General features: G+C 71.3%; 24 protein-coding genes. 17 read left to right on the forward strand and 7 right to left on the reverse strand.

The features are described 5' to 3' along the window. Positions 1-24 precede the first annotated feature (24 nt). A complete protein-coding gene (locus OHA84_RS12030) occupies positions 25-2,094 on the forward strand; it encodes a PIG-L family deacetylase (protein WP_266947259.1) in 2,070 nt (689 codons plus the stop codon). A gap of 149 nt (positions 2,095-2,243) precedes the next feature. Here OHA84_RS12030 and OHA84_RS12035 read toward each other — a convergent pair whose 3' ends face one another. Beyond that, on the reverse strand, positions 2,244-2,828 hold the full coding sequence (locus OHA84_RS12035) for a histone deacetylase (RefSeq protein WP_266974102.1): 585 nt from the start codon (positions 2,826-2,828) through the stop codon (positions 2,244-2,246). A 548-nt stretch (positions 2,829-3,376) separates the two neighbouring features. On the opposite strand from OHA84_RS12035, the gene OHA84_RS12040 reads away from it, so the two are divergent. Further along, the gene (locus OHA84_RS12040) at positions 3,377-3,586 is read left to right on the forward strand and encodes a hypothetical protein (RefSeq protein ID WP_266971784.1); all 210 of its coding nucleotides are present in this window, start codon (positions 3,377-3,379) and stop codon (positions 3,584-3,586) included. Between the two features lie 380 nt (positions 3,587-3,966). Here OHA84_RS12040 and glnA read toward each other — a convergent pair whose 3' ends face one another. Then, positions 3,967-5,328 carry a type I glutamate--ammonia ligase gene (gene glnA / locus OHA84_RS12045; protein ID WP_053682889.1) on the reverse strand — a complete coding sequence of 454 codons (1,362 nt, stop codon included), beginning with the start codon at positions 5,326-5,328 and terminating at the stop codon, positions 3,967-3,969. Between the two features lie 173 nt (positions 5,329-5,501). Here glnA and OHA84_RS12050 point away from each other — a divergent pair, with 173 nt between their 5' ends. The 6 genes from OHA84_RS12050 to OHA84_RS12075 all read left to right on the forward strand — a co-directional run bounded on the left by OHA84_RS12050 (position 5,502) and on the right by OHA84_RS12075 (position 8,985). Then, positions 5,502-5,900, forward strand: a complete 399-nt coding sequence (locus OHA84_RS12050) for a hypothetical protein (protein WP_053682887.1) — start codon at positions 5,502-5,504, stop codon at positions 5,898-5,900. A 99-nt stretch (positions 5,901-5,999) separates the two neighbouring features. Beyond that, positions 6,000-6,653, forward strand: a complete 654-nt coding sequence (locus tag OHA84_RS12055; protein WP_053682885.1) for a DUF3105 domain-containing protein — start codon at positions 6,000-6,002, stop codon at positions 6,651-6,653. A 5-nt stretch (positions 6,654-6,658) separates the two neighbouring features. Next, positions 6,659-7,384 carry a DUF305 domain-containing protein gene (locus tag OHA84_RS12060; protein WP_323181978.1) on the forward strand — a complete coding sequence of 242 codons (726 nt, stop codon included), beginning with the start codon at positions 6,659-6,661 and terminating at the stop codon, positions 7,382-7,384. Between the two features lie 150 nt (positions 7,385-7,534). Next, entirely contained in the window at positions 7,535-7,954 is a 420-nt protein-coding gene (locus tag OHA84_RS12065) for a CBS domain-containing protein (protein ID WP_053682883.1), read from the forward strand. 169 nt (positions 7,955-8,123) lie between these two features. Continuing rightward, positions 8,124-8,564 carry a helix-turn-helix transcriptional regulator gene (locus tag OHA84_RS12070; RefSeq protein ID WP_266947262.1) on the forward strand — a complete coding sequence of 147 codons (441 nt, stop codon included), beginning with the start codon at positions 8,124-8,126 and terminating at the stop codon, positions 8,562-8,564. A gap of 10 nt (positions 8,565-8,574) precedes the next feature. After that, positions 8,575-8,985 carry a VOC family protein gene (locus tag OHA84_RS12075; protein ID WP_266971777.1) on the forward strand — a complete coding sequence of 137 codons (411 nt, stop codon included), beginning with the start codon at positions 8,575-8,577 and terminating at the stop codon, positions 8,983-8,985. A 40-nt stretch (positions 8,986-9,025) separates the two neighbouring features. Here the strand turns inward: OHA84_RS12075 and OHA84_RS12080 are convergent, their stop codons facing one another. Both OHA84_RS12080 and OHA84_RS12085 read right to left on the reverse strand, forming a co-directional pair. Continuing rightward, a complete protein-coding gene (locus OHA84_RS12080; protein WP_053682918.1) occupies positions 9,026-9,982 on the reverse strand; it encodes an alpha/beta fold hydrolase in 957 nt (318 codons plus the stop codon). 116 nt (positions 9,983-10,098) lie between these two features. After that, the gene (locus tag OHA84_RS12085) at positions 10,099-10,800 is read right to left on the reverse strand and encodes a DUF998 domain-containing protein (protein ID WP_266971775.1); all 702 of its coding nucleotides are present in this window, start codon (positions 10,798-10,800) and stop codon (positions 10,099-10,101) included. Between the two features lie 107 nt (positions 10,801-10,907). Here OHA84_RS12085 and OHA84_RS12090 point away from each other — a divergent pair, with 107 nt between their 5' ends. From OHA84_RS12090 to OHA84_RS12115, 6 genes are all read left to right on the forward strand, one after another. Next, on the forward strand, positions 10,908-11,408 hold the full coding sequence (locus tag OHA84_RS12090) for a hypothetical protein (protein WP_266971773.1): 501 nt from the start codon (positions 10,908-10,910) through the stop codon (positions 11,406-11,408). A gap of 96 nt (positions 11,409-11,504) precedes the next feature. Further along, complete coding sequence (locus OHA84_RS12095) at positions 11,505-13,115, forward strand: multicopper oxidase family protein (RefSeq protein WP_266971771.1); 1,611 nt, start codon at positions 11,505-11,507, stop codon at positions 13,113-13,115. A 43-nt stretch (positions 13,116-13,158) separates the two neighbouring features. Then, positions 13,159-14,244, forward strand: a complete 1,086-nt coding sequence (locus OHA84_RS12100) for an IS630 family transposase (RefSeq protein ID WP_266971770.1) — start codon at positions 13,159-13,161, stop codon at positions 14,242-14,244. Positions 14,245-14,477: 233 nt separating this feature from the next. Next, positions 14,478-15,746, forward strand: a complete 1,269-nt coding sequence (locus OHA84_RS12105) for a DUF4352 domain-containing protein (RefSeq protein ID WP_266971768.1) — start codon at positions 14,478-14,480, stop codon at positions 15,744-15,746. 70 nt (positions 15,747-15,816) lie between these two features. Beyond that, positions 15,817-17,571: an NAD+ synthase gene (locus OHA84_RS12110; protein WP_266947267.1), complete on the forward strand. Its 1,755-nt coding sequence runs from the start codon at positions 15,817-15,819 to the stop codon at positions 17,569-17,571. A 188-nt stretch (positions 17,572-17,759) separates the two neighbouring features. Next, on the forward strand, positions 17,760-19,031 hold the full coding sequence (locus tag OHA84_RS12115) for a hypothetical protein (RefSeq protein WP_266971766.1): 1,272 nt from the start codon (positions 17,760-17,762) through the stop codon (positions 19,029-19,031). Between the two features lie 63 nt (positions 19,032-19,094). Here OHA84_RS12115 and OHA84_RS12120 read toward each other — a convergent pair whose 3' ends face one another. The 3 genes from OHA84_RS12120 to OHA84_RS12130 form a co-directional block, all read right to left on the reverse strand. After that, a complete protein-coding gene (locus tag OHA84_RS12120) occupies positions 19,095-19,754 on the reverse strand; it encodes a toll/interleukin-1 receptor domain-containing protein (RefSeq protein WP_266971764.1) in 660 nt (219 codons plus the stop codon). Further along, positions 19,751-20,200 (reverse strand): toll/interleukin-1 receptor domain-containing protein, encoded by a 450-nt coding sequence (locus tag OHA84_RS12125; RefSeq protein WP_266947269.1) that lies wholly within the window; start codon positions 20,198-20,200, stop codon positions 19,751-19,753. Before OHA84_RS12125 ends, OHA84_RS12120 begins: the two co-directional genes overlap by 4 nt. A 280-nt stretch (positions 20,201-20,480) precedes the next feature. After that, a complete protein-coding gene (locus OHA84_RS12130; RefSeq protein ID WP_266971762.1) occupies positions 20,481-21,509 on the reverse strand; it encodes an endonuclease/exonuclease/phosphatase family protein in 1,029 nt (342 codons plus the stop codon). Between the two features lie 277 nt (positions 21,510-21,786). On the opposite strand from OHA84_RS12130, the gene panB reads away from it, so the two are divergent. The 3 genes from panB to OHA84_RS12145 all read left to right on the forward strand — a co-directional run bounded on the left by panB (position 21,787) and on the right by OHA84_RS12145 (position 24,653). Continuing rightward, entirely contained in the window at positions 21,787-22,668 is an 882-nt protein-coding gene (panB, locus tag OHA84_RS12135; RefSeq protein ID WP_078999540.1) for a 3-methyl-2-oxobutanoate hydroxymethyltransferase, read from the forward strand. A 102-nt stretch (positions 22,669-22,770) separates the two neighbouring features. After that, on the forward strand, positions 22,771-23,802 hold the full coding sequence (locus tag OHA84_RS12140; RefSeq protein WP_371591361.1) for an ATP-binding cassette domain-containing protein: 1,032 nt from the start codon (positions 22,771-22,773) through the stop codon (positions 23,800-23,802). After that, positions 23,799-24,653, forward strand: coding sequence for an ABC transporter permease (locus tag OHA84_RS12145; protein ID WP_053682856.1), 855 nt, complete (start codon positions 23,799-23,801; stop codon positions 24,651-24,653). The genes OHA84_RS12140 and OHA84_RS12145 overlap by 4 nt, the downstream gene beginning before the upstream one ends. Positions 24,654-24,669 lie beyond the last annotated feature (16 nt).

A 24,669-nucleotide genomic window follows, 5' to 3' on the forward strand; every position in this document is an offset into this window, starting at 1 on the left:
CAGAACGAACCCAAGGCGTGACTGATGCGGACGACCCGTCGCCGATTGCTCCTCGCCGCGCTGCTCCCCGTGCTGACCATCGGCGCCACGGGCGCGCTGGCCATGGCCACCGACCAGCAGACCTCCGCCGAGGCCGGCCAGGCGACGACGCCACTCGTCCTCACGAGCACCACGGCCGGTTCGGTCGTCCAGATAGCCGCCCACCCCGACGACGACCTGTTCTTCATGAACCCGGACCTCAGCCGGTCCATGCTCGCCGGTACCCCGCTCACCACCGTCTACCTCACCTCCGGCGAGGCCGACGGACGCAACCAGGCGCTCGGCGGCGCCGCCAAGGACCCCGCGCAGCCCGCCGACCGCGACCACTACTCCGAGGCCCGACAGAACGGCATACGCGGCGCGTACGCGCAGATGGCCACCGGGGACCGCACGAGCCCGTGGAAGCGCACGGTCATCCCCACCGCCGGCGGCGGTCACGCCGAGCTCGACGTCCTCGTCGCCATGCCCCGGGTCAACCTGGTCTGGATACAGATGCGCGAGGCCCGCCACGGGTCGAACGAGAACCCGCTCAGCCTGCACGGCCTGTGGAACGGGAAGATACCCGCGCTCGGCCCCCAACTGGCCTCCGGCAGCCCGGTCAAGCAGGCCTACACGTACACCAAGAGCCAGCTCATACAGACGATGGTCGGGGTACTGGAGCGGTACAAGCCGACGACGATACGCACGCTGGACCCGACCCCGGGCCGCAACGAGCGGACCGGCCGCTACACCGACCACCAGGACCACATGTACGCCGCCCGGTTCGCGCAGGCCGCGACCACCGCGTACGCCCTCCAGGTGACCGACCGCCCGCACTTCTCGGTGCAGAGCTACCTCGGATACCTCAACGGCAGCCTCCCCCACGTCCTCGACCCCCAGACGGTCGACACCAAGGTCGGCTACCTGAAGACGTACGCCTGGCAGGACATGCAGAACTACTGCGGCAGCCCCTCGGGCTGCGGCGACCGCAAGGTGGCGGGCAGCCCCTACGGCTCCAACTGGGCCCAGTCCATGCGCTACGCCCGCGCCGACACCACCTCCTGGATGGTCGAGGGCACGCCCGGCACCGTGTACGCCTTCGCCCCGCTCGACGGCCGGATGGCCGTCTGGACCCGCGACGCCGCCGGCGCCTGGACCGGCCCCGTGCTCCTCCCCGGCACCGGCATCGACCCGGGAGCGAGCACCGCCCGACTCCCCGACGGCCGCGTCGCCGTCTTCGGCACCCGCACCGTCCTCGGCCCCGCCCCCGCTGACTACCGGCGCGAGATCGTGTACGCCGTCCAGTCCGCGCCCGGCGGCCCGTTCGGGGACTGGCGCTCGCTCGGCACCCCCGAGACGAACGACGAGTCCGGCACCTCGGCGATCAGCTCGCCCACGGCGAGCTTCGACGCGGACGGCCGACTGACCGTGTACGTCCGTGACGCGCGCCACACCCTGCGGTCCCGTACCGAACAGCCGTCCGGCACCTTCACCGCCTGGCAGCGACTCGGCGGCCAGGACCTCCAGGGCGACCCGGTCATCGCGGTGGACTCGGAAGGGCGCCGCCACGTGTACGCGTCGACCCGGCGCACCGTCCTGGGGTGGATCCAGCCCGCCCCGGGCGCGCCGCTGCGCGGACCCTTCCCGACGAACCTCCCCCCGACCACGATCCCCCTCACCGCGGCCCCCGAAGGCGAGGGCGTACGCCTCTACTTCCGCCGCCCCGACTCGGGCGTGGTGCGCAGCGCCCTGGTCACGGCTGGCCCCGACAAGCCGACGGTGTCCAGCATCACCGAGGCGGGCGGCCGGGCCGGTTACGGTGCGGTCGGCGTCGCCGGCCGGGTCCTGACGGGCCGCGCGGACACCGGCACGATCAGCACGACCACCCTGGGCGGGCCGCCGGCGTGGAAGGAGTCCAAGATGCTCTTCGCGGGCGCCCCTTCGGGCTACGTCGACGCGTCGGGCGGCGCGACGACGGCGGTCGTCGGCCTGGACGCCGAACTCCACGTCACCACCACCCCGGCCGACGGCATCGTCCGCCCGCTCTGGCACCCGGCGGTCCCCCGGACCCCGTGAGCGGGGCGGGGGCGGGCTCGGGGTCGGGGTCGGGGTCCGACTGGAACGAGCCGTAGGCCGGCGGAGAACCGGTCGGCGGTCATCAGCGGACATCACCGGTCGCGAACATCACCGGTCATCGACGGTCCCCGGGGATCCGCGGCCGGCAGTCAGCGGCCGGCAGTCAGCAATTCCAGGATCCGCGCCGGGGTCCAGTGGCCGGCCGCCCCCGGACAGGCCGCGAGGTAGTCGGCGATGTCCCGCTCCCGCCACGGCCCCGATTCCAGGAGCCCGCCGGCCAGGTACCGCAGGTAGGCGGCCGACGGCGGCACGGGTTCGACGTCGGCGAGGGCCCACGGCGCGGTGAACGTCAGGACGGGGATCCCCTCGACGGCGCCGGGACAGATCAGCGTCTCGTACCGCCCGGCCCCCACCGCGTGCCGCCCGGCACGCAGCACCGGCTCCAGGTCCAGGTCGACTCCGGGCGTCCCGTACATCTCCTGGGCCGCGATGTCGGACAGTTGGCCCACCGTGACCAGGTGCGCGCGGGCCCGTGTCCGGCCGGGCGCCGTCGGATCGTGGAAGCCCCGCCCGCCCGTCCACACCGGGGACTCGGTCGCGAAGTACAGGCACCCGGGGAGTTCCACCGCGATGGACCGTTCCGGGGCCCGATGGTCCCGACAGCCCGGATAGGTCCGCGTGGCCCCGGGAGGCCGGCCCCCGGCGAGGTAGGCGCCGAGCCGATCCATGTGCATGTTGGAGCCGTAGGACGCGTACCAGACCCGTACGGGAGCCCCCGCCCCCACCCCGAGCGGAACCACGGCGTGCGCACTCACGCCCTCATCCTCCCCCACACCCACACCCACACCGACACCGACACCGACGGAGCCCGGACGCACGGCTCGGAGGGGTCAGTGCTGAAACCGGCTGAAATATGCCGCTGGCACGCACGGGCGGGGCAGGTGCTCGGGAAGACATCCGAAGTCATCCGCAGTCATCCGAAGTCGTCCGAAGTCACCCCCCGAGCGGTCCGGCGCCCGCCCACGCCACGAGGAGGACCCATGCCGGTCGTGTCCGTCCCCAAGGCAGGCCCGAAGGCGGTTCCGCTGTGCATGGATCCGACGGGTCCACACGGGGACCCGGGTGAGGTGCGTGACGATCTGCTCCTGAGAGGGCCGCCGGCGTCCCTCCCCTCCCTGCCCGATCCACCCGCCCTCCGAGCCGGTGGCCATCGGCCACCGTGGGCGGGTGGATCGGCCCGTTCGTCGGCGGCCTCGCACCCGCCTCCGCTTCAATGTCCGTCATGGAACTCCGAGAGAAGTCCCCGTGGGCGGCGGCCAACCACAGGGTCGGCACGGCCTCCGCCCGAGGCGAGTGCACCTGGGCGGCCCCCTGCCCCCACCCCGCGGCGTGGAGCGTGCGGGTCAGCGGCGCCCGGGCCGACAGCCGGTGGGCCGCATGCGCGGACCACGCCGCCACGTCACCGGTACTGTCGCCCGCCGGCACCGTCTGATCCGTGGTTCGCGATCCTCGGTCGCGGTTGCCGGGGAGGCGGGGCGGCGGGGGGCAAGGCCCGGCGCCACCCGTCGGGCTCCATCCGGAGTGCGGCGCCATGTCCGCCGAGGTAGGAAGAAGGCGTGAGCGGACTCGCGGGAAGCCTGCTCGTCTACAACCAGAGCGAAGAGAATCAAAAGATCAACGCCCACCAGAGGGGCCGGAAAAGACGTCTTCTGAGCGCCCGGTCCGCCGACCCGCCGGCCCCTGACCCGGGAGCCGGGTCGAGCCGCGGGCTCCCTCCCGGCCGCACGAGGCCCACGAGACGACTCCGGGCCGGTGGTCGTCGACCACCGGCCCGGAGTGTCGAAAGATTCCGACAGCGCCGCTGAACCGCGCCTACAACACCGGCATCATCTTGCGGAGTTCGAAGGCGGTGACCTCGGAGCGGTACTCCTCCCACTCCTGCTTCTTGTTGCGCAGGAAGAAGTCGAAGACGTGCTCGCCCAGGGTTTCCGCGACCAGTTCGCTGCGCTCCATCAGGGAGATCGCCTCGCCGAGGTTCTGCGGGAGGGGCTCGATGCCCATGGCGCGGCGTTCGGCGTCGGAGAGGGCCCAGACGTCGTCGTCGGCGCCCGCCGGGAGTTCGTAGCCCTCCTCGATTCCCTTGAGGCCGGCCGCGAGGAGTACGGCGTACGTGAGGTACGGGTTGGCGCCGGAGTCGATCGAACGGACCTCGACGCGCGAGGAGCCCGTCTTGCCCGGCTTGTACATCGGGACGCGGATCAGGGCGGAGCGGTTGTTGTGGCCCCAGCAGATGTACGAGGGGGCCTCGCCGCCCGAGCCGGCGGTGCGGGAGGAGCCGCCCCAGATGCGCTTGTAGGAGTTGACCCACTGGTTGGTGACGGCGGCGGTCTCGGCCGCGTGGCGCAGCAGGCCCGCGATGAAGGAGCGGCCGACCTTGGAGAGTTGGTACTCGGCGCCCGACTCGTAGAAGGCGTTGCGGTCGCCCTCGAAGAGGGAGAGGTGGGTGTGCATGCCCGAGCCCGGGTACTCCGAGAAGGGCTTGGGCATGAAGGTGGCCTGGACGCCCTGCTCCAGTGCGACCTGCTTCATGACCAGGCGGAACGTCATGATGTTGTCGGCCGTGGAGAGCGCGTCGGCGTAGCGGAGGTCGATCTCCTGCTGGCCGGGGGCGCCCTCGTGGTGGCTGAACTCGACGGAGATGCCCATCGATTCGAGCATGGTGATGGCCTGCCGGCGGAAGTCCATGCCGACGTTCTGCGGGGTGTGGTCGAAGTAGCCGGAGTTGTCCGCGGGGACGGGGCGGGTGCCGTCCAGCGGCTTGTCCTTCAGCAGGAAGAACTCGATCTCGGGGTGGGTGTAGAAGGTGAAGCCCAGGTCGGAGGTCTTGTTCAGGATGCGCTTGAGGACGTAGCGGGGGTCGGCGTACGACGGGGACCCGTCCGGCATGAGGATGTCGCAGAACATCCTCGCGGTGCCGGGTGCCTCGGCGCGCCACGGCAGTATCTGGAACGTGCTCGGGTCCGGCTTGGCGATCATGTCGGACTCGTAGACCCGGGCGAAGCCCTCGATCGCGGAGCCGTCGAAGCCGATGCCCTCGTCGAAGGCCTGCTCCAGTTCCGCCGGCGCGACCGCGACGGACTTGAGGAAGCCCAGTACGTCGGTGAACCACAGGCGCACGAAGCGGATGTCGCGCTCCTCGAGCGTCCGGAGGACGAATTCCTGCTGCTTGTCCATGCCTTCATCCTCGCAGTTCAGACGGCCTGTGCACCACCTCCCCCGGAGGGGGGAGCACAGTCGGGCCGGTCCAGTATCACCACCCGTGGTTTCCGCCACATTACGCACCCCGGAAAGGTCGTGGCACCCCCGCACTGACCTCAGGGCGGTCATGAGCATTACCATCTGCGCCCATGGGGGGCTGGAAGCACGGGAAACACGGGGGCCACGGCGCCCCCGCCGCTCGGCGTGCCGTGCTGCTGCTCGCGTTCGGGGTGCTCTGCGGCGCCGTGTTCCTCTGCGGGCGGGTCGGCGTGGGACACGCCGAGCCCGGCGCGGAACACGCCCGGCTCGCGGCCCACGCCGCGCCGGGCGCGCCGCACGCCGTCTGCGTGGCCCCGTACGAGCTTCCGGGCTGCGCCCCGCACTCCCATGTGACCCCGGCGGTGCTGCCCGCGCCGCCGCCCGCCGTGACCGTCTCGCAGGCGGGGTCCGCGGCCGTCGCGGACCTCGCGTACGCCGGGCCGGCCCGCCCGCCCGGGACGCTGGCGCGCGCCCCCGACCTGCACGTTCTCCAGGTACTGCGGACCTGACGGGTCCGGCGCCGAGCAGCGCGGCACTCTGTCCCGCACCGCGCAGCGCGGCACGACGGACACCCCCTCCACCCCCCTCAGCAGAAGGAACCAGGGCACATGGCCAGCAGGACCTCCCCGGACCAGAACGACCGCCAGGCGCGCATAGCCGAGATGCGTCGGGCGGACAAGGCGCGCGACCGACGCAACAAGATCATCGCGATCACGGCCTCCACGGCCGTCGTGGCGGCGCTCGTGGGCTTCGGCTCGTGGATGCTGCTCGATCAGAAGCAGAAGGAGAAGGACGCCGAGGCGACCCGCAAGGCGCCGGTGAGCGGCGAGCAGACCTGGGACGCGAAGAAGCTGGGTCGCAACCACGTCGAGACGGTCGTGAAGTACGAGATGAACCCGCCGGTCGGCGGCGACCACCACCCCCGCTGGACGAACTGCGACGGTGACGTCTACGCGAACCCGTTGCCGCAGGTGAACGCCGTCCACTCGCTGGAGCACGGCGCCGTCTGGGTGACGTACAACGAGAAGGCCGCCAAGGCCGACGTGGACACGCTCGCCGCGAAGGTCGGAAAGACCCCGTACACGATGATGAGCCCGGTCAAGGAACAGGCCGGCGCGATCATGCTCAGCGCGTGGGGCAAGCAGCTGACGGTGGAGAAGGCGGACGACCCGCGGGTGGCGCAGTTCTTCACCAAGTACGTGCAGGGCCCTCAGACCCCCGAACCGGGCGCGGCCTGCACCAACGGACTGGCCGACAAGTGACCCGTGTGAACGGCGAGCACCGGACGTACTGGGTGTCCGGTGCGGCCGTCGTCCTCGCCGTGCTGTTCGCGGTGGGCGCCACGGTGGCCACCGCGAGCGGCGGCGACGGCGACCGCGACAGCGGTACGTCCTCCCGCGCGCCGGCGCTGTACTCGCCGGACGCGGGCTTCGCCCGGGACATGTCGGTGCACCACCAGCAGGCGGTGGAGATGTCCTTCATCGTCCGCGACCGCACCGAGGACGAGGCGGTGCGCAGTCTCGCCTACGACATCGCCAACACGCAGGCCAACCAGCGCGGGATGATGCTGGGTTGGTTGGACCTGTGGGGGCTGCCGAAGGTGCTCGCGGACGAGCCGCCGATGTCCTGGATGGGCACCGGGGGATCGGGCGACGCCCATACGGGCCACGGCGGTACGGCCGGCATGGAGGGTCATGACATGGGCGGTCACGACATGGGCGCGGCCAAGCCCGGCGCGCTGATGCCCGGCATGGCCACCAAGGAGGAGCTGACGAGGCTCGGGGCGCTCCGGGGCCGTGACGCGGAGGTGCTGTACCTCCAGCTGATGACCGATCACCACAAGGGCGGGGTCGCCATGGCCCGGGGCTGCGCCGCGCTGTGCGAGACCCCGGCGGAGCGCAAGCTGGCCGAGGGCATGGTCGAGGCGCAGCAGTCGGAGCTCACGCTGATGGCGGACATGCTGAAGCGGCGCGGGGCCGCGCCGCGCGGCTGACGGGACACGCTCGTACGGTGGGGGGAGGCGACCTCTCACCCGTACGGGCGTGCCCGCACCGGGTGGTGCGAACAGCCGCACGAGGACGAGGACGCCGGGGCGGACGCTCCCGTGCCCGCCTCGTCACGGCGCGCTCAGGAGGTTGACGCGATGACCACCGCCGGCGAGATCATGCACCCCGGGGCCCAGTGGATCCCCGCCACCGAGACCCTGGACCGGGCCGCTCAGCTGATGGCACGGCTCAACGTGGGCGCCCTGCCCATCAGTGACACCGAGGAACGGCTCTGCGGCATCCTGACCGACCGCGACATCGTGGTGGGATGCGTCGCCAAGGGCCACGACCCCTCGAAGATCACGTGCGGCGACCTTGCCCAGGGCACTCCGCGCTGGATCGACGCGGGCGCGGACGTCTCCGAGGTGCTGGAGGAGATGCAGAGCCACCAGATCAAGCGGCTTCCCGTGATCCGCGAGAAGAAGCTGGTCGGCATGATCAGCGAGGCGGATCTGGCGAAGCACCTCTCCGACGAGCAGATCGCGACGTGGGCCGAGCGGGTCTACGCCGGCCGGTAGCCGTCCGGACACGCCGCCCGCACCCCCTCCGACGACCACCCTCCGACCGCTGTCGTCCGACGGCTGTCCTCCGACGACCGCCTTCGTCGACTGCCCCCGCCGACTGCCCCCGCCGGTCAGTCCTCGCAGGTCAGAGGCGGTTTCCGGGGGTCGGTGTACTGTCGCTTCCATGGATGCCCAGGATCTCGCCAACCTCGCGCACCTGCGCCGGGCACGGGATCTGATCGACCGGGAGTACGCCCGTCCTCTCGATGTGCCGACGATGGCCCGGCACGCGCTCATGTCTCCGGCGCACTTCTCGCGCCGGTTCCGCGCGGCGTACGGCGAAACGCCCTACAGCTACCTGATGACCCGCCGCATCGAGCGTGCCATGGCCCTGCTGCGCGCGGGATCGAGCGTCACGGACGCGTGCATGGAGGTCGGCTGTACCTCGCTCGGCTCGTTCAGTTCGCGGTTCACCGAGCTGGTGGGAGAGACCCCGAGCGCGTACCGCGCCCGGGAGCACGAGGCCGTCGCGGCGATGCCGGCGTGCGTGGCGAAACTGACGACGCGGCCGACCCGGGAGCTGCCGAGCAGGAACGGAGAAGCGGTCCGCGACCCGGCGCCCTAGCGTGGATCGCATGACCATCTCACTCCAGTACTGCCACATCACCGTCAACGACGTGGACGAGGCGCTCGCGTTCTACCGCGACGCCCTCGGCCTGAAGTCGCGCAACGACGTCGCCTCGGGCGGGTTCCGCTGGGTCACCCTCGGCAGCGATGACCAGCCGGACCTGGAGATCGTGCTCTCGGAACCGCACGCGGGCCGCTCCCAGGCCGACGGGGACGCCCTCCAGGAGCTGCTCACCAAGGGGCTCCTGCCGATGACCGTCTTCCGTGCCGGGGACCTCGACGCGACCTTCGAGAAGCTGCGGGCGTCCGGCGCCGAGGTGCTCCAGGAGCCCATCGACCAGCCCTGGGGGCCGCGCGACTGCGCCTTCCGGGACCCCTCGGGGAACATGGTGCGGATCTCGCAGGCCCCCGAGGCGTAAGCCGCCCGCCGGGTCGGGGCCGCCGGCCGCCCGGCGCCGGTCAGGAGTCGCCGGAGGGGGCCCGGCCCGCCTCGCGGTCCGTCCGCCGGTCCGGATCCGTCGCGTCGAGGATCGCCCGCGCCACCTGGTGCGGGCGATCCATCATGACCAGGTGCCCGGCCGGTTCCGCGACGTCGAGGCGGGCTCCGAGTCGGTCGGCCAGGCCCGCCTGCCGGTCGAGCCACCGCAGGGCCCCGCGCCCGTCGGTGCCGTCGTGTCCGGCGAGCACGGTGGCGGGCACGGTCAGCGGGTGCGTCTCCCCCAGCGCGAGGACCTCCGCGGCCGTGTCGAGGTACCCGGCGTTCTCCAGCAGGGCGCCGCGCCAGACCCGGCCCGTGCGGTAGCAGCGGCGTACGAGGTCCCGCGCGGCCGGGTCGCCCCCGCCCACCCGCGACGCCCGCACGACGCTCCGGCGGGCGGCCGGGCCGAGCGCGGCCGGCAGTCCGACGGCGGTCACGGCGCGGCCGAGCACGCGGGCGGCGCCGTGGCGCAGCGCTGCGGGCAGGACCGTACGGGGGTCCTCCTCCACGCTGGCGTCGACGAGGACCACGGCGGCGGTCCGCTCCGGGTACAGACGGGCGAAGGCCTCGACGTGGAACCCGGCGATGGAGTGCCCCACGACGGTGACCGGCCCGATCCCGGCATGCGGGACGCCGGCGCCCGAGGCACCGGCCCCCGCCCCGGCTCCCGGGACGTGCGGGCCCAGCGCGTCCAGCAGCCCGGCGATGCGGTGGGCCTCCCCGGCGGCGGTCGCGGGTGCGAGCGCCGGGCCGCTCAGTCCGTGTCCGGGGCGGTCGAAGGTGACGACGGTCCGGCCCTGGGCGGCGAGCAGTTCCGCGACGGGGTCCCAGTCGAACCAGGCCATGGCGAGTCCGGCGCTGAGGACGACGACGGGCCCGCTGCCCTCGACGACGGTGTGCAGGACGACGCCGTCACCGCCCGCCGGGCGGACGAACAGACCACGGGGGTCCACGCGCGCGCTCGTGGACGGCGTCGACGGGCTCGCGGACGGGGTGGACGGGGCGGGCAGGCTCGTGGACGGGCTCACGTACGGGCGCTCCTCGTGGGTCGGGCTCAAGTACGGCGCTCCTTGTGCACGGAGTACGCCAGCAGGGCGAGCCAGACCGCGACGATCAGCACCTGGAGCCGCTGGCCGGCTCCGAGCGCCCACGTGCCGCGGCCGGCGGTGAACATGGCGATGGCGGTCAGGGTCCAGGCAGTGGCGAGCAGTTCCAGGGCGACGAGCGCGGGCCCGTACCGGGCGAGCGGCGCGAGCCGGTCGTACCGGCGGGCGGCGACGGTCAGGGCCACGATCCCGACGAGGGCGCCCGTCATGGCGAGGCTGCTGCTGACGGCGTGCGCCTGATGGGTGGCCGGTACCAGTCCGGCGGTCTCCCGGGCGGCGCATTCGGGGTCCACGGTGGGTTGGCAGCTCAGCGGCAGCCATGCGTCGGCGGCGGTGGCCGCGCCGAAGAGGGTGACGCCGGCCCAGCCGATGACGGCCCAGGGCCGACGGGAGTCCGCGTACCACGCGAGGCGCAGGAGGGCGAGCAGGCCCCCGGCGAAGACGAGCAGGCCGGCGGTGAAGTCGGTGGCGCGGAAGAGGCCGCCGAGGGGCTGGTCCTGTGCGGCGAGTTCGCTGACGTACGTCTCGATGGGGTTGAGGCCGGTCGAGAGCACGACTTCGAGCACCCACGCGGTGTACGCGGTGGCGCCGAGTCCGATGAGGACGGCGACCGGCAGGGCGCTCCGCACGGACGAGTCTTGTCTGGACATGGTGCGACTGATCCTAAGCAGGTACGGGGCCCTCATCGGGTACGAGGTCCTCATCGGTACGAGGCCGGTCCGACGGTCGGATACCCACCCCGGGTAGGGTTCCGCTCATGACGCGCAGCGCCCGACGAGCCGCCCGGTGGCCCCGGTTGCCGCTGCTCGCCGTTCTGCTGCTGGGAATCGTCACGATGCACACGTGGGGCCATCCGGCCGATTCCCACACCGGGGAAGACGCGACCGTCGGCCACTCCGTTGCCCGGGTGGACGCGGGTGTGGCGCATCACCTCGGGTCGCCGCACGCCGGCCCGGCGGCGGCGGTGGGGGCCCCGACGGCCTCGGACCTCCCGACCGCCTCGGACCTCCCGACCGCCTCGGACCTTCCGGCGGCCGGGCGGTCACAGGCCGGGCCGGCGCCCGAACCCGCCATGGACCCGATGTCCGTGTGCCTGGCCGTCCTGGCCGGACTGGTGCTCCTCGTACTCGGCCGCTCGGCGCGGCGCCGCCCCGCGCGCCCGGAGGCCGGCCCCGGCGCGGCGGCCCGCGCCCCGGCGGGGCCGGATCCGCCGGCGCCCCGGGAACTCCTGCTCCGGCTGGCGGTACTGCGCGTATAGGGCGGGCCCCGCCGCGCCCCCGCCTGCCCGAACGGCGGTGGGGGCGGCGGCGCTCGGCGCCCATCCACTCGTACCGCCACACCGCGAGGTACACCCATGCGTTCCCTCCCCACCCGCCGTGCCGTGCTCGGCACCGGACTCGCCGTCGCCGGCTCGGGACTGCTCGCCGCCTGCTCCGGCGGCCCGGCCACGGACCACGGCTCCATGAACCACGACGCGACCAACCCCGGCGGCGCCTCCGCCGGCTCCCCCGACGGCTACGTCGACCCGGCCGGCCCGGAGGTCCGGGCCGCGGAGGCGGCCCGGTCGGCGGCCGGACCGCGCACCGAGGTCCGCGTCACCGCCACCGCCACCACGCTCGATCTGGGCGGCGGGCGCACCGTGCGCTCCTGGGCGTACGGCGACCGGCTGCCGGGTCAGGAGGTCCGGGTCACCGCGGGCGGCACCCTCGCCCTGACCCTGGCCAACAACCTCCCCCGGGCCACGTCCCTGCACTGGCACGGTCTGGCCCTGCGCAACGACATGGACGGGGTCCCGGGGCTGACGCAGCGGGACATCGTCCCGGGCGGCTCGTTCCGGTACGAGTTCGCCGTCCCGCACCCGGGGACGTACTGGTTCCACCCGCACTCGGGGGTCCAGCAGGACCGCGGCCTGTACGCCCCGTTGATCGTCGAGGACCCCCGGGAGCCCCTCGCGTACGACAAGGAGTGGGTGGTCGTCCTGGACGACTGGCTCGACGGTGTGGACGGGTCGACCCCGGACGGTGTCCTCGCCGAACTCCGCAAGGGCATGGGCGGCGGCGCCGGCGCGGGCGGTCACGCCGGACACGGCTCCGCCCCGATGCCGACCCCCGACGCCGGCGCCGGCCCGTCCCGGGTCCTGATGGGCGGGGACAGCGACGTCCTCGGCAAGGACGCGGGCGACGTCGCGTACCCGTACCACCTGGTCAACGGCCGGGTGGCGCAGGACCCGTCGGTCTTCACGGCCCGGCCCGGGGACCGGATCCGGCTGCGGATCGTCAACGCGGGCGGGGACACGGCCTACCGGATCGCCCTCGGCGGGCACGAACTGACGGTCACCCACACCGACGGCTTCCCGGTGGAGCACGCCAAGGCCCGCTCGCTGCTGTTGGGCATGGGCGAGCGGTACGACGTCCTGGTCACCGCCGGCGACGGGGTCTTCCCGCTGACCGCGCTCGCCGAGGGCAAGGGCGCCGACGCCTCGGCGCTCGCGGTGCTCCGCACCGGCGCGGGGGCTCCGCCGACCGCCGCGACCCGGCCCGCGGAACTGGCCGGTCGGCCGTTGACGGCGGACGCGCTGCGGGCCGCCGAACCGGCCGTACCGGCCTCCCGGGCGGCGGACCGCACGATCAGGATCCGGCTCACGGGCGGCATGGCGGCGTACGACTGGGCCTTCGACGGCAAGCCGTACGCGCCGGACCGACGGCATCCCGTGAAGGCGGGCGAACGGGTCCGGCTGGAGTTCACCAACTCCACGACGATGTGGCACCCGCTGCATCTGCACGGGCACACCTTCGCCCTCGGCGCGGGGGCGGGCGGGGCCCGCAAGGACACCGCGGTCATCCTGCCGAACGGGACCCTCACGGCGGAGTTCGACGCCGACAACCCCGGTCTGTGGATGCTGCATTGCCACAACGTGTACCACGCGGAGGCCGGGATGATGACGGTGCTCGGCTACCGCCGCTAGTGTTCTGAGTCATGAATTCTGTTCAGATGTGTAGGCTTGCGGTATGGCGCGGACGGGGCGGCCGAAGGCCGAGTTGACGTTGTCGGACGAGGAGCGGGCCGCACTCGAGGGGTGGGTGCGGCGCCGTTCCACGCCGCAGGCGTGGGCCCTGAGATGTCGGATCATCCTGGCCTGCACCGAAGGCGCTTCGAACAAAGACGTGGCGGCTCGACTCGGCTCGACTCCCCATGCGGTGGGCCGCTGGCGTGCGCGGTTCGTGCGGTATCGGATCGCCGGTCTGGGTGACATGCCGCGTCCGGGCGGCCCGCGGACGGTGACGGACGAACAGGTGGCCGCGCTGGTTTCCAGGACGCTGGAGTCCACCCCGAAGAACGCGACCCACTGGTCGACGCGTTCGATGGCGAAGGAGCTGGGCCTGTCGCAGTCGACCGTGTCGCGGATCTGGCGGGCGTTCGGCCTGCAGCCGCACCGCTCGGAGTCGTTCAAACTGTCGACAGACCCGTACTTCGTCGACAAGGTCCACGATGTAGTCGGTCTCTATCTGGACCCGCCGGAGCGGGCTCTGGTGTTCTGTGTCGACGAAAAGTCGCAGATCCAGGCCCTGGATCGCTCACAGCCGGTGCTGCCGATGATGCCCGGAGTTCCGCAGCGGACCACCCACGACTACGTCCGGGCCGGCACCACCACTCTGTTCGCTGCTCTGGAGGTGGCCACCGGCAAGGTGATCGGTTCCCTGCATCGGCGCCACCGGGCCGAGGAGTTCAAGAAGTTCCTCATCAAGCTCGACAAGGAAGTCCCGGCCGGCCTCGAAATCCACCTGGTGCTGGACAACTACGCCACCCACAAGACCCCGGCCATCAAGACCTGGCTCCTGGCACACCCCCGGTTCCACCTGCACTTCACACCAACCGGATCGTCCTGGCTCAACCTGGTGGAGCGATGGTTCGCCGAGCTGACAAACAAGCAGATACGGCGAGGCGTCCACAGATCCGTCCAGGCCCTGGAGAAGGACATCCGAACCTGGATCGCCACATGGAACACCGACCCCAAGCCCTACGTCTGGACCAAGACCGCAGACGAGATCCTCGAACGCCTCGCCAGCTATCTGAACAGAATTCATGACTCATAACACTAGGTCCTGTCGTCAAAGTGGCGCCGGTAGGCCAGGCGAGACTTCGACGACAGGGCCCAGGCGGCTCCTTCGCGGGGGTCCGGGAGGCGGGATCGGGCAAGAGCCCCTCGGGTGACCGTCGTTCCGTCTCCCGGCCCACCGGCCGGGAGACGGAATCGGGTTGGAGGGGGTCGGGGCCCGTGGCAGGGTGGGGGGTCATCGCCGCCACGCCCCGAAGGACGCCCCCAGGCATGAGCACGCCCCCGAACCCGCCCAGCAGCCCGACCGGTCCGCCGACGGAGCCCGCGGGGACGCCCATACCCGAGGCGGCGCCCGCACCGGGCCCGCCGTCGAGCACGACCTCCACACCGGGCCCGTCCCTCACGAAGGAACCCACGCCCGCACCCACACCGGGCCCGTCCCTCACGAAGGGGCCCACGCCCGCCGATGCCCCGGCGCCTGAGCCCGTCGACGCCCCGCCGGCGCCCGCCCCGACCGTTCCTCCGGTCACCGTTCCTCCGGTCACCGCCCCGCCGGCGCCGTCGGGCTTCGCGCCGCTCACTCCCGGCCCGCCGGCCGGCGCCTTCGGCGCCCCCGCGCCCGGGCCGCAGGCCCCCGCCGACCCCGCCGACCCCTGGAGCGCGCCCGCCGACCAGGGCTTCGCCGGGCCGCCGCCCGCCGGGTCCGGCGGATACGCGGGTCCGCCCGGATACGGGATCCCTCCGGGGTATCCGGGCTACCCCGGATACCCCGGGGTCGCCCAGGAGAAGACCAACGGTCTGGCCATCGCCTCGCTGGTACTCGGCCTGATCGCCGTCCTCGTGGCACTCACCCCGTTCTTCTTCTGGATCGGCACGCTCATCGGCCTGGCCGGCCTCGGCCTCGGCATCGCGGCCCTGGTGAGCGCCTCCCGGGGCGCCCCGCGCAAGGCGATGTCCGTGTGGGGCACGATCCTCGGCGTGCTCAGCCTGATCGCCTCGGCCGGCGGCTTCTACTTCACCGTCAAGGTCGCCAACGAGGTCGACAAGGCCGTGGACAGCCGGCCGAGCCGCTCGTGGGACATGCCGTACCCCACGCCGTCCTTCTCCTCCCCGTACGACCTGCCCGGCGACGAGCCGACCACCGGCCCGGGGTTCAGCACCCCGCTGGCCTTCGGCGAGAGCCACACGTACGCGAACGGCCTGAAGGTGTCCCTGTCCGCGCCCGTCGAGTACGTATCCGAGAACCGCTTCGCGGACCTCGGCAACGCGGTGAAGTTCGACATCACGATCACCAACACCTCGAAGAAGCCCGTCACGGTGCTCTACGTCCAGCCCGACGTCACGGACGAGCGGGGACGCGCCGCCGAGTCCGTCTTCGACGGGCACATGCCCAAGGCGATCTCGGGGACCGTGGCGCCGGGCGCGACCGCCACCGGGAGCTCCGCCTACGAGGTGCCGAAGGGCGCCAAGACCATCCGCGCGGAGATCTCCCCCGGATTGCTGCTCGACCCCGTGAAGTTCGCCGGGCCGATCGGCTGACCCGCCTCCGGGAACGGAAAAGGGGCCGGGCTCCAGGACATCGCGTCAGAAAGACGATTACACTGGGCCCGTGCCTCAACTTCGCCTGGCCCTGAATCAGATCGACTCGCACGTCGGCGAGATCACCGCGAACGCCGACTCCGTCGTCCACTGGACGCGGCACTCCGCGGAGCAGGGGGCCCACCTGGTGGCGTTCCCGGAGATGATGCTCACCGGGTACCCCGTAGAGGACCTCGCCCTGCGCGGCTCCTTCGTCGAAGCCTCCCGCACGGCGCTGAGCGAACTCGCCGAGCGGCTGGCCGCAGAGGGCCTCGGCGAGCTGCCGGTGATCGTCGGGTACCTGGACCGCACGGAGAAGGCCACTCCCCGGCTCGGCCGTCCCGCGGGTTCCCCGGAGAACGCCGCCGCCGTGCTGTACGGGGGGCGGGTCGTCCTCCGCTTCGCCAAGCACCACCTGCCCAACTACGGGGTGTTCGACGAGTTCCGGTACTTCGTGCCGGGCGACACCCAGCCGGTGATCCGGGTACGGGGCGTGGACGTGGCCCTGGCGATCTGCGAGGACCTCTGGCAGGACGGCGGCCGGGTCCCCGCCACCCGCTCCGCCGCGGCCGGCCTGCTGGTGTCGATCAACGCCTCCCCCTACGAGCGCGACAAGGACGACCAGCGCCTCGAACTGGTCCGCAGGCGAGCCCGGGAGGCCGGCTGCACCCTCGCCTACCTGGCGATGATCGGCGGCCAGGACGAGCTGGTCTTCGACGGCGACTCCATCGTCGTGGATGCCGACGGCGAGGTCGTCGCCCGCGCCCCGCAGTTCTCGGAGGGCTGTGTGCTGGTCGACCTGGACCTGCCGGCCGCCCGCGCCGACGCCCCCGAGGGCGTCGTCGACGACGGGCTGCGGATCGACCGCGTGATCCTCTCCGAGGAGCCGGTGGAGACGTACGAGCCGGTCGTGCCCGGCGGCTACGCCGACCGCCTCGACGACGACGAGGAGGTCTACGACGCGCTGGTCGTGGGACTGCGCGCGTACGTCCTGAAGAACGGGTTCCGCTCGGTCCTGATCGGGCTCTCGGGCGGTATCGACTCGGCGCTCGTGGCCGCCGTCGCCTGCGACGCGATCGGCGCGCAGAACGTGTACGGCGTGTCGATGCCCTCCAAGTACTCCTCGGACCACTCCAGGGGCGATGCGGCCGACCTGGCCGAACGGACCGGCCTGAACTTCCGGACGGTTTCCATCGAGCCGATGTTCGACGCCTACATGGGGTCCCTGGGACTGACCGGCCTGGCCGAGGAGAACCTCCAGTCTCGCCTGCGCGGCACGCTGCTGATGGCGCTCTCCAACCAGGAGGGCCACATCGTGCTGGCCCCGGGCAACAAGTCGGAGCTGGCCGTCGGTTACTCCACCCTGTACGGCGACTCGGTCGGGGCCTACGGACCGATCAAGGACGTCTACAAGTCCGATGTCTTCCGCCTCGCGCGGTACCGCAACCGGGCCGCCGCCGAGCGGGGGGAGACCCCGCCGATCCCGGAGAACTCGATCGTGAAGCCGCCGAGCGCCGAGTTGCGCCCGGGCCAGGTCGACACGGACTCGCTGCCGGACTATCCGGTGCTCGACTCGATCCTGGCGATGTACGTGGACCGCGACCAGGGCCTGGACTCGATCGTCGCCGCGGGCTTCGACGCCGAGCTGGTCGCCCGGACGCTGCGGATGGTGGACACGGCGGAGTACAAGCGCCGCCAGTACCCGCCGGGTACCAAGATCTCCGCGAAGGGTTTCGGCAAGGACCGCCGACTGCCGATCACGAACGGCTGGCGCGAGCGGACGTAGCCGGCGGGAGGTGCGGCCGGGGGATCCGTGCCCGAGATCCGGGTGCCTGATGTAGGCCACACGGACTTTCGGCGGGCGGCCCCTCTCCGAGCCCGAGAGGGGTGGCCCCGATAGCGAGGTCCCCGCGAGAAGTCGCCCGTTTCGGAACTTCCCGGCCATCCGCCGGATCGCGCTGCTAGTGTAAAAAAGTGGCACACAAAAGATTTCTTCCTGCCGCTGCGGCAGTACTCTTTCTGGTGATTTCTTGTGGCTCTCAGGGAGAAGGGACCAATAATCCCCCTTCTCCGAATTCCTCCCCTTCGGCGACGCCTCCGGGCTCGTCCGCGCGTCCCGGGGAATCGGGTAATCCGGGCTCGAAAGGCGAAGCGCTCTTCACGAAATCCGCCACGCTCGAAGACATCGACAAAACGTATGCGGGCCGCGATTTCTTCGTGTCGGTCGGCAAGGACGGCGTGGTCACCCATGCGGCGAACGGGAAAGAGGTCGCACGGGCGGGCATCGCGGGGTTCGCAGGTGGCTGCGTCCTCGATGTCATCGGCTCGTCGCCCGATGCGGGCTCGCTGATCTGGGCCCAGGTCACGGACAAGCCGGCGGCCGGGCTGGAACCGGCGAGCAGGTCGCTGTCGATCGTCGCCACCGACACCAAGACGTACAAAGAACGGTGGCGCAAACCGCTGGTCGCCGATACGGACGAATTCGCCGGCTGCCAGTACGCGCAAGAGGCCACGGCGACCAAGAACGAGAAGTGGCTGACCTACGGCGAATGGGTCATCAGCCTCACCGACGGCACCTCGCGAGCGCTCGGATACGGCATTCGCCCCCGCGCCGTGGGAAACACCGTCCTGGTGTATGACGGGGTGTGCGCCAACTGTCTGAACGGAATGGACTCGGTACCGGTCACCGACCCGGCGACCGGACGAGAACTGTTCTCCTTCCCGGACCACGACATCATCGGCTCCCTCTCCGATGTACCGGGTGACTTCGCCACCTCGTCCGACGGATCCACTCTGTTCCTTGCCCGCCGCATCTCCGGCGACCCGATCTCCTATGCGCTGCAGTCACGGTCGCTGACCACCGGAAAGGTGAACTGGGAGATCACGGGGACTTCGTACACCGGGCCGGCCAGTCGCAAGGTCACGCTCGTCGAGAAGGCCGGTGTCGTGGTGATCCCCGACCTGGCGGCCGTCAAGCAGGAAGTCGCTCCCGAGGTCCAGAAGGACCTGGGCGTCTCGATGGCCGACGGGAAGAAGCTGTGGAGCCTCCCCGGCATCGACGTGTGCGCGGCGAACGCAGCGGGCGTCGCCGTCGTGGCGAACGGTCAGTTGGTGGTCATCGACCCGCGCACCGGCAAGCAGATCTCCTACACCGATGAGCGGAGCGACTGCGGCGTTCCGCTCGGCGAGTACTCCTACTACTCGAAGGACGGCGCGCTGATTCGTGTCCTGCCCTCCACCGAGTAGGGAGCGGGCAGCGGGCTCCCGGTTCGTCCGGGGGCCCACCCGCCGTGGCGGGGCGCGCGGGAGTCAGAAGCGGCGCTTGAACCATCGTTTGACGGTGCCGACGGTGAAGACGAGTGCCAGGATGGCGATGAGCGCCCGTTTCAGGTCGGCGCTTCCCCCGTCACCGCTGTATCTCGTGGCGCCGTACAGGAAGAAGGCGCCGTCGAACATCAGCAGGACCAGCAGGAACTTCGTGTCGGCGCGCACCCCGGTGGGGTTGGCGCGCCGTGGGAACCGCGGTGCTCCGCGCCCCGGGAACCCCGGTTCCCGGGAGGGCTTCAAACGCGTCCGGGTGACGGCCTCCCGGAGTGCCGTCGCGGCCTGCCCCTCCGACAGGCCGTGCAGGACCACGGGGGTGAGATTGCCCAGCAACGCGCTGCGTGAGACGGGCTCGACCTCCACCGGAACGACGGTGAGACCTTCACCGGCCGGATCGTCACGCACGAACGACGACCACTCCGCGCCGCTCTGCGGCGAGAGGCGGTAGGAAGGCGAGACCACGGCGATCAGCCGTTCCGCCACCTCCAGGTCCCGGCTGCGTGACAGCACGCTGTTGCCCCCGGGGGTCTCGTGGTCCCAGGCCCCCAGGCTGACGGTGTACCCGTCGTTCTCCAGTTGCCAGCCGATCCATTCGGCCCAGGTGAGATCGTCGTCGGCGTACGAGATGAAGAAGTCGACCGTCATCGAGCACCTGGAAACGGAGCGCGGGTACGCGGGCGGGAACGCGCGGGTCGCAAACCGTCCAGGAGCGTGCGACGGGCGGTGTCCGAGTCCAGTCCGACGAGCGAGATGCGCGTGCGGGGGCCGAGAAGTCCCTCCACCGCGGTGGGCTCCACCATCACCGGGACGATCAGGCGGCGCGACCCGTCGGGATCCTTCCTGAAGACAGCGGTCCATTCGGCCGCCGTCATCCCTGACTTCAGGAACGCGGGAGTGAGGACCAGGACGATGCGCTCGGCACGGTGCAGGGCCAGGTCCATGTCGGCGACGAAGTTTCCGCCGGCGGTGAAGTCCAGCGACTGGACAACGGTTCGGTATCCGGCTTCTTCGAGAGCGTCGTTGATCCACGCCGCCCAATCGGCGTTGACGCCGGTGTAGCTGATGAAAAAGTCGACTGTCGCAGAGGTCATGGCGCCGCGATCCTGTACTGGTAGGTGTCGGTGACGCCTCACGGGGCCTCGACATCGGCCGGGCCCCGCACGCCCGTGTCACACATGCCGCGCTCGGCGCACCGATGGCCGGTGGACACGACGGCGCATGGCTCACGGGAACCCCCCGAGGCGTCAACGTGCTGTGCAGTCTGCCGTTTCGGGGGCGATCTGTAAGCGGTATGGCGAGAATGCCAGGCCAACGAGGGGGCCCGGGCTCTGTCTCGGAACTGTCGATCCGGCAGGTTCCGAAAGAGGCGGCCTAGTCCTTGACGGTCATCCGTGCCGCGACCGGGAGGTGGTCGCTGCCGGTGCGCGACAGGGTCCAGGAGGCGTCGGGGACGATTCCGCGCACCATGATCTGGTCGATGCGGGCCATCGGGAACTGGGCGGGCCAGCTGAAGCCGAAGCCGTCGCCCGCCGCGCCCTGGGTCGAGCGCATCTGGGACGTGACCTCGGACAGGGCCCGGTCGTTCATCGTGCCGTTGAGGTCGCCGAGCAGGACGACCTTCTTCAGCGGTTCGGAGGCCAGGGCGGCGCCGAGCGCGTCGGCGCTGTTGTCGCGCTGGTTGGCCGTGAATCCGGCGTTGAGCTTCACCCGGACCGAGGGGAGGTGGGCGACGAACACGGCGACCCGGCCGTGGGCGGTGTCCACGGTGGTGCGCATGGCCCGGGTCCAGCCCATCTTGATGTCGACGGGGGCGCTGGAGGACAGCGGGTACTTGCTCCACACGCCGACCGTGCCCTCGACGGCGTGGTACTTGTACACCCCGGCCAGGGCCTTCTCGTAGACGGGGACGACGCCGGCCTTGAGCTCCGTCAGCGCCAGCACGTCGGCGCCGGAGCCGGCGACGGATTCGGCGGTGCCGCGCGGGTCGGTGTTGTCGGCGTCCACGTTGTGGGTGACGACCATCAGGTTGCCGCCGCCGCCGGACTTGTCGGTGACCAGGCCGCCGAACAGGTTCGCCCAGACCGCGGCGGTCAACAGTATCGACAGCAGGGCGGTCGCCGACTTGCGGATCACGGCGGTGACGAGCAGGACCGGCACGGCCAGGCCCAGCCAGGGCAGGAAGGTCTCGGTGAGGCTGCCGAGGTTGCCCACGTCGTTCGGCAGGTCGGCGTGGAAGATCATCACGAGCGAGATCAGTGCGGCGAGGCCGGCGCTGACCTTTCCCCGGCGCCAGATTCCCCGGTCTCGGCGCAGGTCGGCCAGTCGGCGTCGGAGACCGGATCGGGAGGGCTCGGGCTCCGAGCCGCCGTTTCCCGTCTCCGTCATGTACGCCTGTGCCATTCCACTGCCCTCGCTGCCGTGCTCGCGCTCCGTCCCCGCCCCTTGACCCTAGGCGATGTTCGAAGCAGATCCGTGCCGTCCTTGCCGGCCGTACCACCGTGAGGACGAACGGCCGTGCGGTCGGGGTTCCGCTTGTCACGAAACGCGCACATTGGGCGTGGCGCGTCCCGGGAGGGGCCATGAGTGTGACGGACCGGTCATCGCGCCACTTCCGTGTCGGGGCCGGCGAGTGCCACCATGGGGGGTAAGTCCGGGGACGCCGTGAGGGCGCCTCGAGATGACACAAGGAGCAGCAGCCATGACGCATGTCGTTTCGCCTGCCCGCGAGACCTCCGGCCCCACCCTGTACGGGGGCACGGGAACGCGCCGCATCACCATCCGCGACCTGGCCCTGGCCAAGGAGCGCGGCGAGAAGTGGCCGATGCTCACCGCCTACGACGCGATGACCGCGTCCGTGTTCGACGAGGCCGGCATTCCGGTCATGCTCGTCGGCGACTCGATGGGCAACTGTCACCTCGGCTACGAGACCACCGTCCCCGTGACGATGGACGAGATGACCCTGCTTTCGGCGGCCGTCGTACGTGGCACGAGCCGCGCCCTGATCGTCGGCGACCTGCCGTTCGGCTCCTACCAGGAAGGCGCCGTGCAGGCGCTGCGCAGTGCGACGCGGCTGGTCAAGGAGGCCGGGGTCGGCGCGGTGAAGCTGGAGGGCGGCGAGCGTTCGCTGGCCCAGACCGAGCTGATCGTGCAGTCGGGCATCCCGGTCATGTCCCACCTGGGTCTGACCCCGCAGTCCGTGAACTCCATGGGCTACCGGGTGCAGGGCCGCAGTGACGAGGACGCTCACCGGCTGCTGCGGGACGCGAAGGCGGCGCAGGACGCGGGCGCCTTCGCGGTGGTGCTGGAGCTCGTGCCGGCGGAGCTGGCCGCCGAGGTCACCCGGTCGCTGCACATCCCGACGGTCGGCATCGGCGCCGGGTCGGAGTGCGACGCCCAGGTGCTGGTGTGGACGGACATGATGGGCCTGACGGGCGGGAAGATGCCGAAGTTCGTCAAGCAGTACGCGAACCTGCGGCAGACCATGGGCGACGCGGCGAAGGCGTTCGCGCAGGACGTGGTCGGCGGAACGTTCCCGCAGGCCGAGCACGCCTTCCACTAGGCCTGCCGCCCCCGGCCCCTCGACGTCTCGTCGGCGGGCCGGGGGCTCGTGTGGGTCGGCTGTCGGTCGGCTGTCGGTGCTTTGTCAGTGGCGGCTGGTCCCATGGGGTCCATGACGCGAAACGACAAGACTTCCCCGAGCGGCTCACACGCCGTACAGGTCCGGGGCTTGGTCAAGCACTACGGCGAGACCAAGGCCCTCGACGGCGTGGACCTCGATGTCCGTGAGGGCACCGTGCTCGGGGTGCTCGGGCCCAACGGCGCGGGAAAGACCACCCTGGTCCGCGTCCTCTCCACCCTGATCACCCCGGACGCCGGGACGGCGACGGTGGCGGGCTTCGACGTGGTCCGCCAGCCCCGGCAGCTGCGCCGCACCATCGGCCTCACCGGTCAGTACGCCTCGGTCGACGAGAAGCTGTCCGGCTGGGAGAACCTCTACATGATCGGCCGGCTGCTGGACCTGCCCCGCAAGGAGGCCCGGTCCCGCGCCGACGAGCTGCTGGAGCGGTTCTCGCTGACGGAGGCCGCCAAGAAGGCGGTCATGAACTACTCCGGCGGCATGCGCCGCCGGCTCGACCTGGCCGCCTCCATGATCGGCCGCCCGGCCGTGCTGTATCTGGACGAGCCGACCACCGGTCTGGACCCCCGCACCCGCAACGAGGTGTGGGACGAGGTGCAGCGGATGGTCGCCGAGGGCGCCACCGTGCTGCTGACCACCCAGTACATGGAGGAGGCCGAGCAGCTCGCGAACGAGCTGACGGTCATCGACAAGGGCAAGGTCATCGCCAACGGCAAGGTCGACGAGCTGAAGGCCCGGGTCGGCGGCCGCACCCTGAAGATCCGTCCCGTCGCCTCCTCCGATCTGCCGGGCATGGCCCGCGCGCTGGCGGAGGCCGGTCTCGACGGCGTGGCCGGTTCCCAGGCCGTGCCGGACGAGGGCGTCCTGCTGGTACCGATCCTGAGCGACGAGCAGTTGACCGCGGCGATCGGGCTGCTGGCCGGCCGCGGCTACGCGATAGCCGATCTCGGCACCCACCTGCCCAGCCTCGACGAGGTCTTCCTGTCCATCACCGGTCAGAAGCCCTCCGCCGAGGCGTCCGTTCCCACCCGGCAGACCGAGGAGGTCGCGGCATGAGCACCGTCACCACGTCCAAGCCCGAAAGTACCGCGACCGTCCCGGACGCGGCGCCGCGCGACCTGCCCGACGAGGGCCGGATCGGCCTGCGGGGCAACCTGCGGCACATCGGCGCCCTGGTGCGCCGCAACGCCCTGCAGATCAAGCAGGACCCCGAGTCGATGTTCGACGTCCTGTTCATGCCGATCATCTTCACTCTGCTGTTCGTGTTCGTCTTCGGCGGCGCGATCTCCGGCAAGGGCAATCAGGGCGAGTACGTCAACTATCTGGTGCCCGGCCTGATGGCGATGATGGGCATGAACATCGCCATGGCGGTCGGCACCGGGGTCAACGACGACTTCAAGAAGGGCGTGATGGACCGGTTCCGGTCCATGCCGATCGCCCGCTCGTCGGTGCTCATCGCGAAGATCGTGGTGGAGATCGGCCGGATGCTGGTCGCCATCACCATCCTGCTCGTCATGGGCTTCATCCTGGGGCTGTCGATCAAGACCTCGGTGCTGGACCTGTTCCTCGCCATCGGTCTGTCGGCCGTCTTCGGCGCCTCGCTGATGTGGATCTTCATCCTGCTGGGTCTCACCATGAAGACGGCCCAGGCCGTACAGGGCATGGCCATGCTGGTGCTGATGCCGTTGCAGTTCGGCAGCTCGATCTTCGCGCCCCCGGCGACCATGCCGGGGTGGTTGCAGGCCTTCACGGACTACAACCCGCTGTCCAACCTGGCCGACGCGGCGCGCGGCCTGATGAACGGCGGCCCGGTCGGCCACTCGGTGATGATGACCTTGATCTGGTCGGTCGCGATCACCGCGATCACCATGCCGCTCGCGGTCCGCAAGTTCCGCAACAAGACCTGACCCGCGGGGTCCGCCG

Origin of the sequence: Streptomyces sp. NBC_00513 (assembly GCF_041431415.1) — a bacterium.
Lineage (GTDB): Bacteria > Actinomycetota > Actinomycetes > Streptomycetales > Streptomycetaceae > Streptomyces.

Coding starts and splice junctions, on each gene's coding strand:
- OHA84_RS12030 (WP_266947259.1), top strand. CDS start 25: ATGCGGACGACCCGTCGCCGATTGCTCCTCGCCGCGCTGCTCCCCGTG.
- OHA84_RS12035 (WP_266974102.1), bottom strand. CDS start 2,828: ATGCACATGGATCGGCTCGGCGCCTACCTCGCCGGGGGCCGGCCTCCC.
- OHA84_RS12040 (WP_266971784.1), top strand. CDS start 3,377: ATGGAACTCCGAGAGAAGTCCCCGTGGGCGGCGGCCAACCACAGGGTC.
- glnA (WP_053682889.1), bottom strand. CDS start 5,328: ATGGACAAGCAGCAGGAATTCGTCCTCCGGACGCTCGAGGAGCGCGAC.
- OHA84_RS12050 (WP_053682887.1), top strand. CDS start 5,502: ATGGGGGGCTGGAAGCACGGGAAACACGGGGGCCACGGCGCCCCCGCC.
- OHA84_RS12055 (WP_053682885.1), top strand. CDS start 6,000: ATGGCCAGCAGGACCTCCCCGGACCAGAACGACCGCCAGGCGCGCATA.
- OHA84_RS12065 (WP_053682883.1), top strand. CDS start 7,535: ATGACCACCGCCGGCGAGATCATGCACCCCGGGGCCCAGTGGATCCCC.
- OHA84_RS12070 (WP_266947262.1), top strand. CDS start 8,124: ATGGATGCCCAGGATCTCGCCAACCTCGCGCACCTGCGCCGGGCACGG.
- OHA84_RS12075 (WP_266971777.1), top strand. CDS start 8,575: ATGACCATCTCACTCCAGTACTGCCACATCACCGTCAACGACGTGGAC.
- OHA84_RS12085 (WP_266971775.1), bottom strand. CDS start 10,800: ATGTCCAGACAAGACTCGTCCGTGCGGAGCGCCCTGCCGGTCGCCGTC.
- OHA84_RS12090 (WP_266971773.1), top strand. CDS start 10,908: ATGACGCGCAGCGCCCGACGAGCCGCCCGGTGGCCCCGGTTGCCGCTG.
- OHA84_RS12095 (WP_266971771.1), top strand. CDS start 11,505: ATGCGTTCCCTCCCCACCCGCCGTGCCGTGCTCGGCACCGGACTCGCC.
- OHA84_RS12100 (WP_266971770.1), top strand. CDS start 13,159: ATGGCGCGGACGGGGCGGCCGAAGGCCGAGTTGACGTTGTCGGACGAG.
- OHA84_RS12105 (WP_266971768.1), top strand. CDS start 14,478: ATGAGCACGCCCCCGAACCCGCCCAGCAGCCCGACCGGTCCGCCGACG.
- OHA84_RS12120 (WP_266971764.1), bottom strand. CDS start 19,754: ATGACGGTCGACTTCTTCATCTCGTACGCCGACGACGATCTCACCTGG.
- OHA84_RS12125 (WP_266947269.1), bottom strand. CDS start 20,200: ATGACCTCTGCGACAGTCGACTTTTTCATCAGCTACACCGGCGTCAAC.
- OHA84_RS12130 (WP_266971762.1), bottom strand. CDS start 21,509: ATGGCACAGGCGTACATGACGGAGACGGGAAACGGCGGCTCGGAGCCC.
- panB (WP_078999540.1), top strand. CDS start 21,787: ATGACACAAGGAGCAGCAGCCATGACGCATGTCGTTTCGCCTGCCCGC.
- OHA84_RS12140 (WP_371591361.1), top strand. CDS start 22,771: ATGGGGTCCATGACGCGAAACGACAAGACTTCCCCGAGCGGCTCACAC.
- OHA84_RS12145 (WP_053682856.1), top strand. CDS start 23,799: ATGAGCACCGTCACCACGTCCAAGCCCGAAAGTACCGCGACCGTCCCG.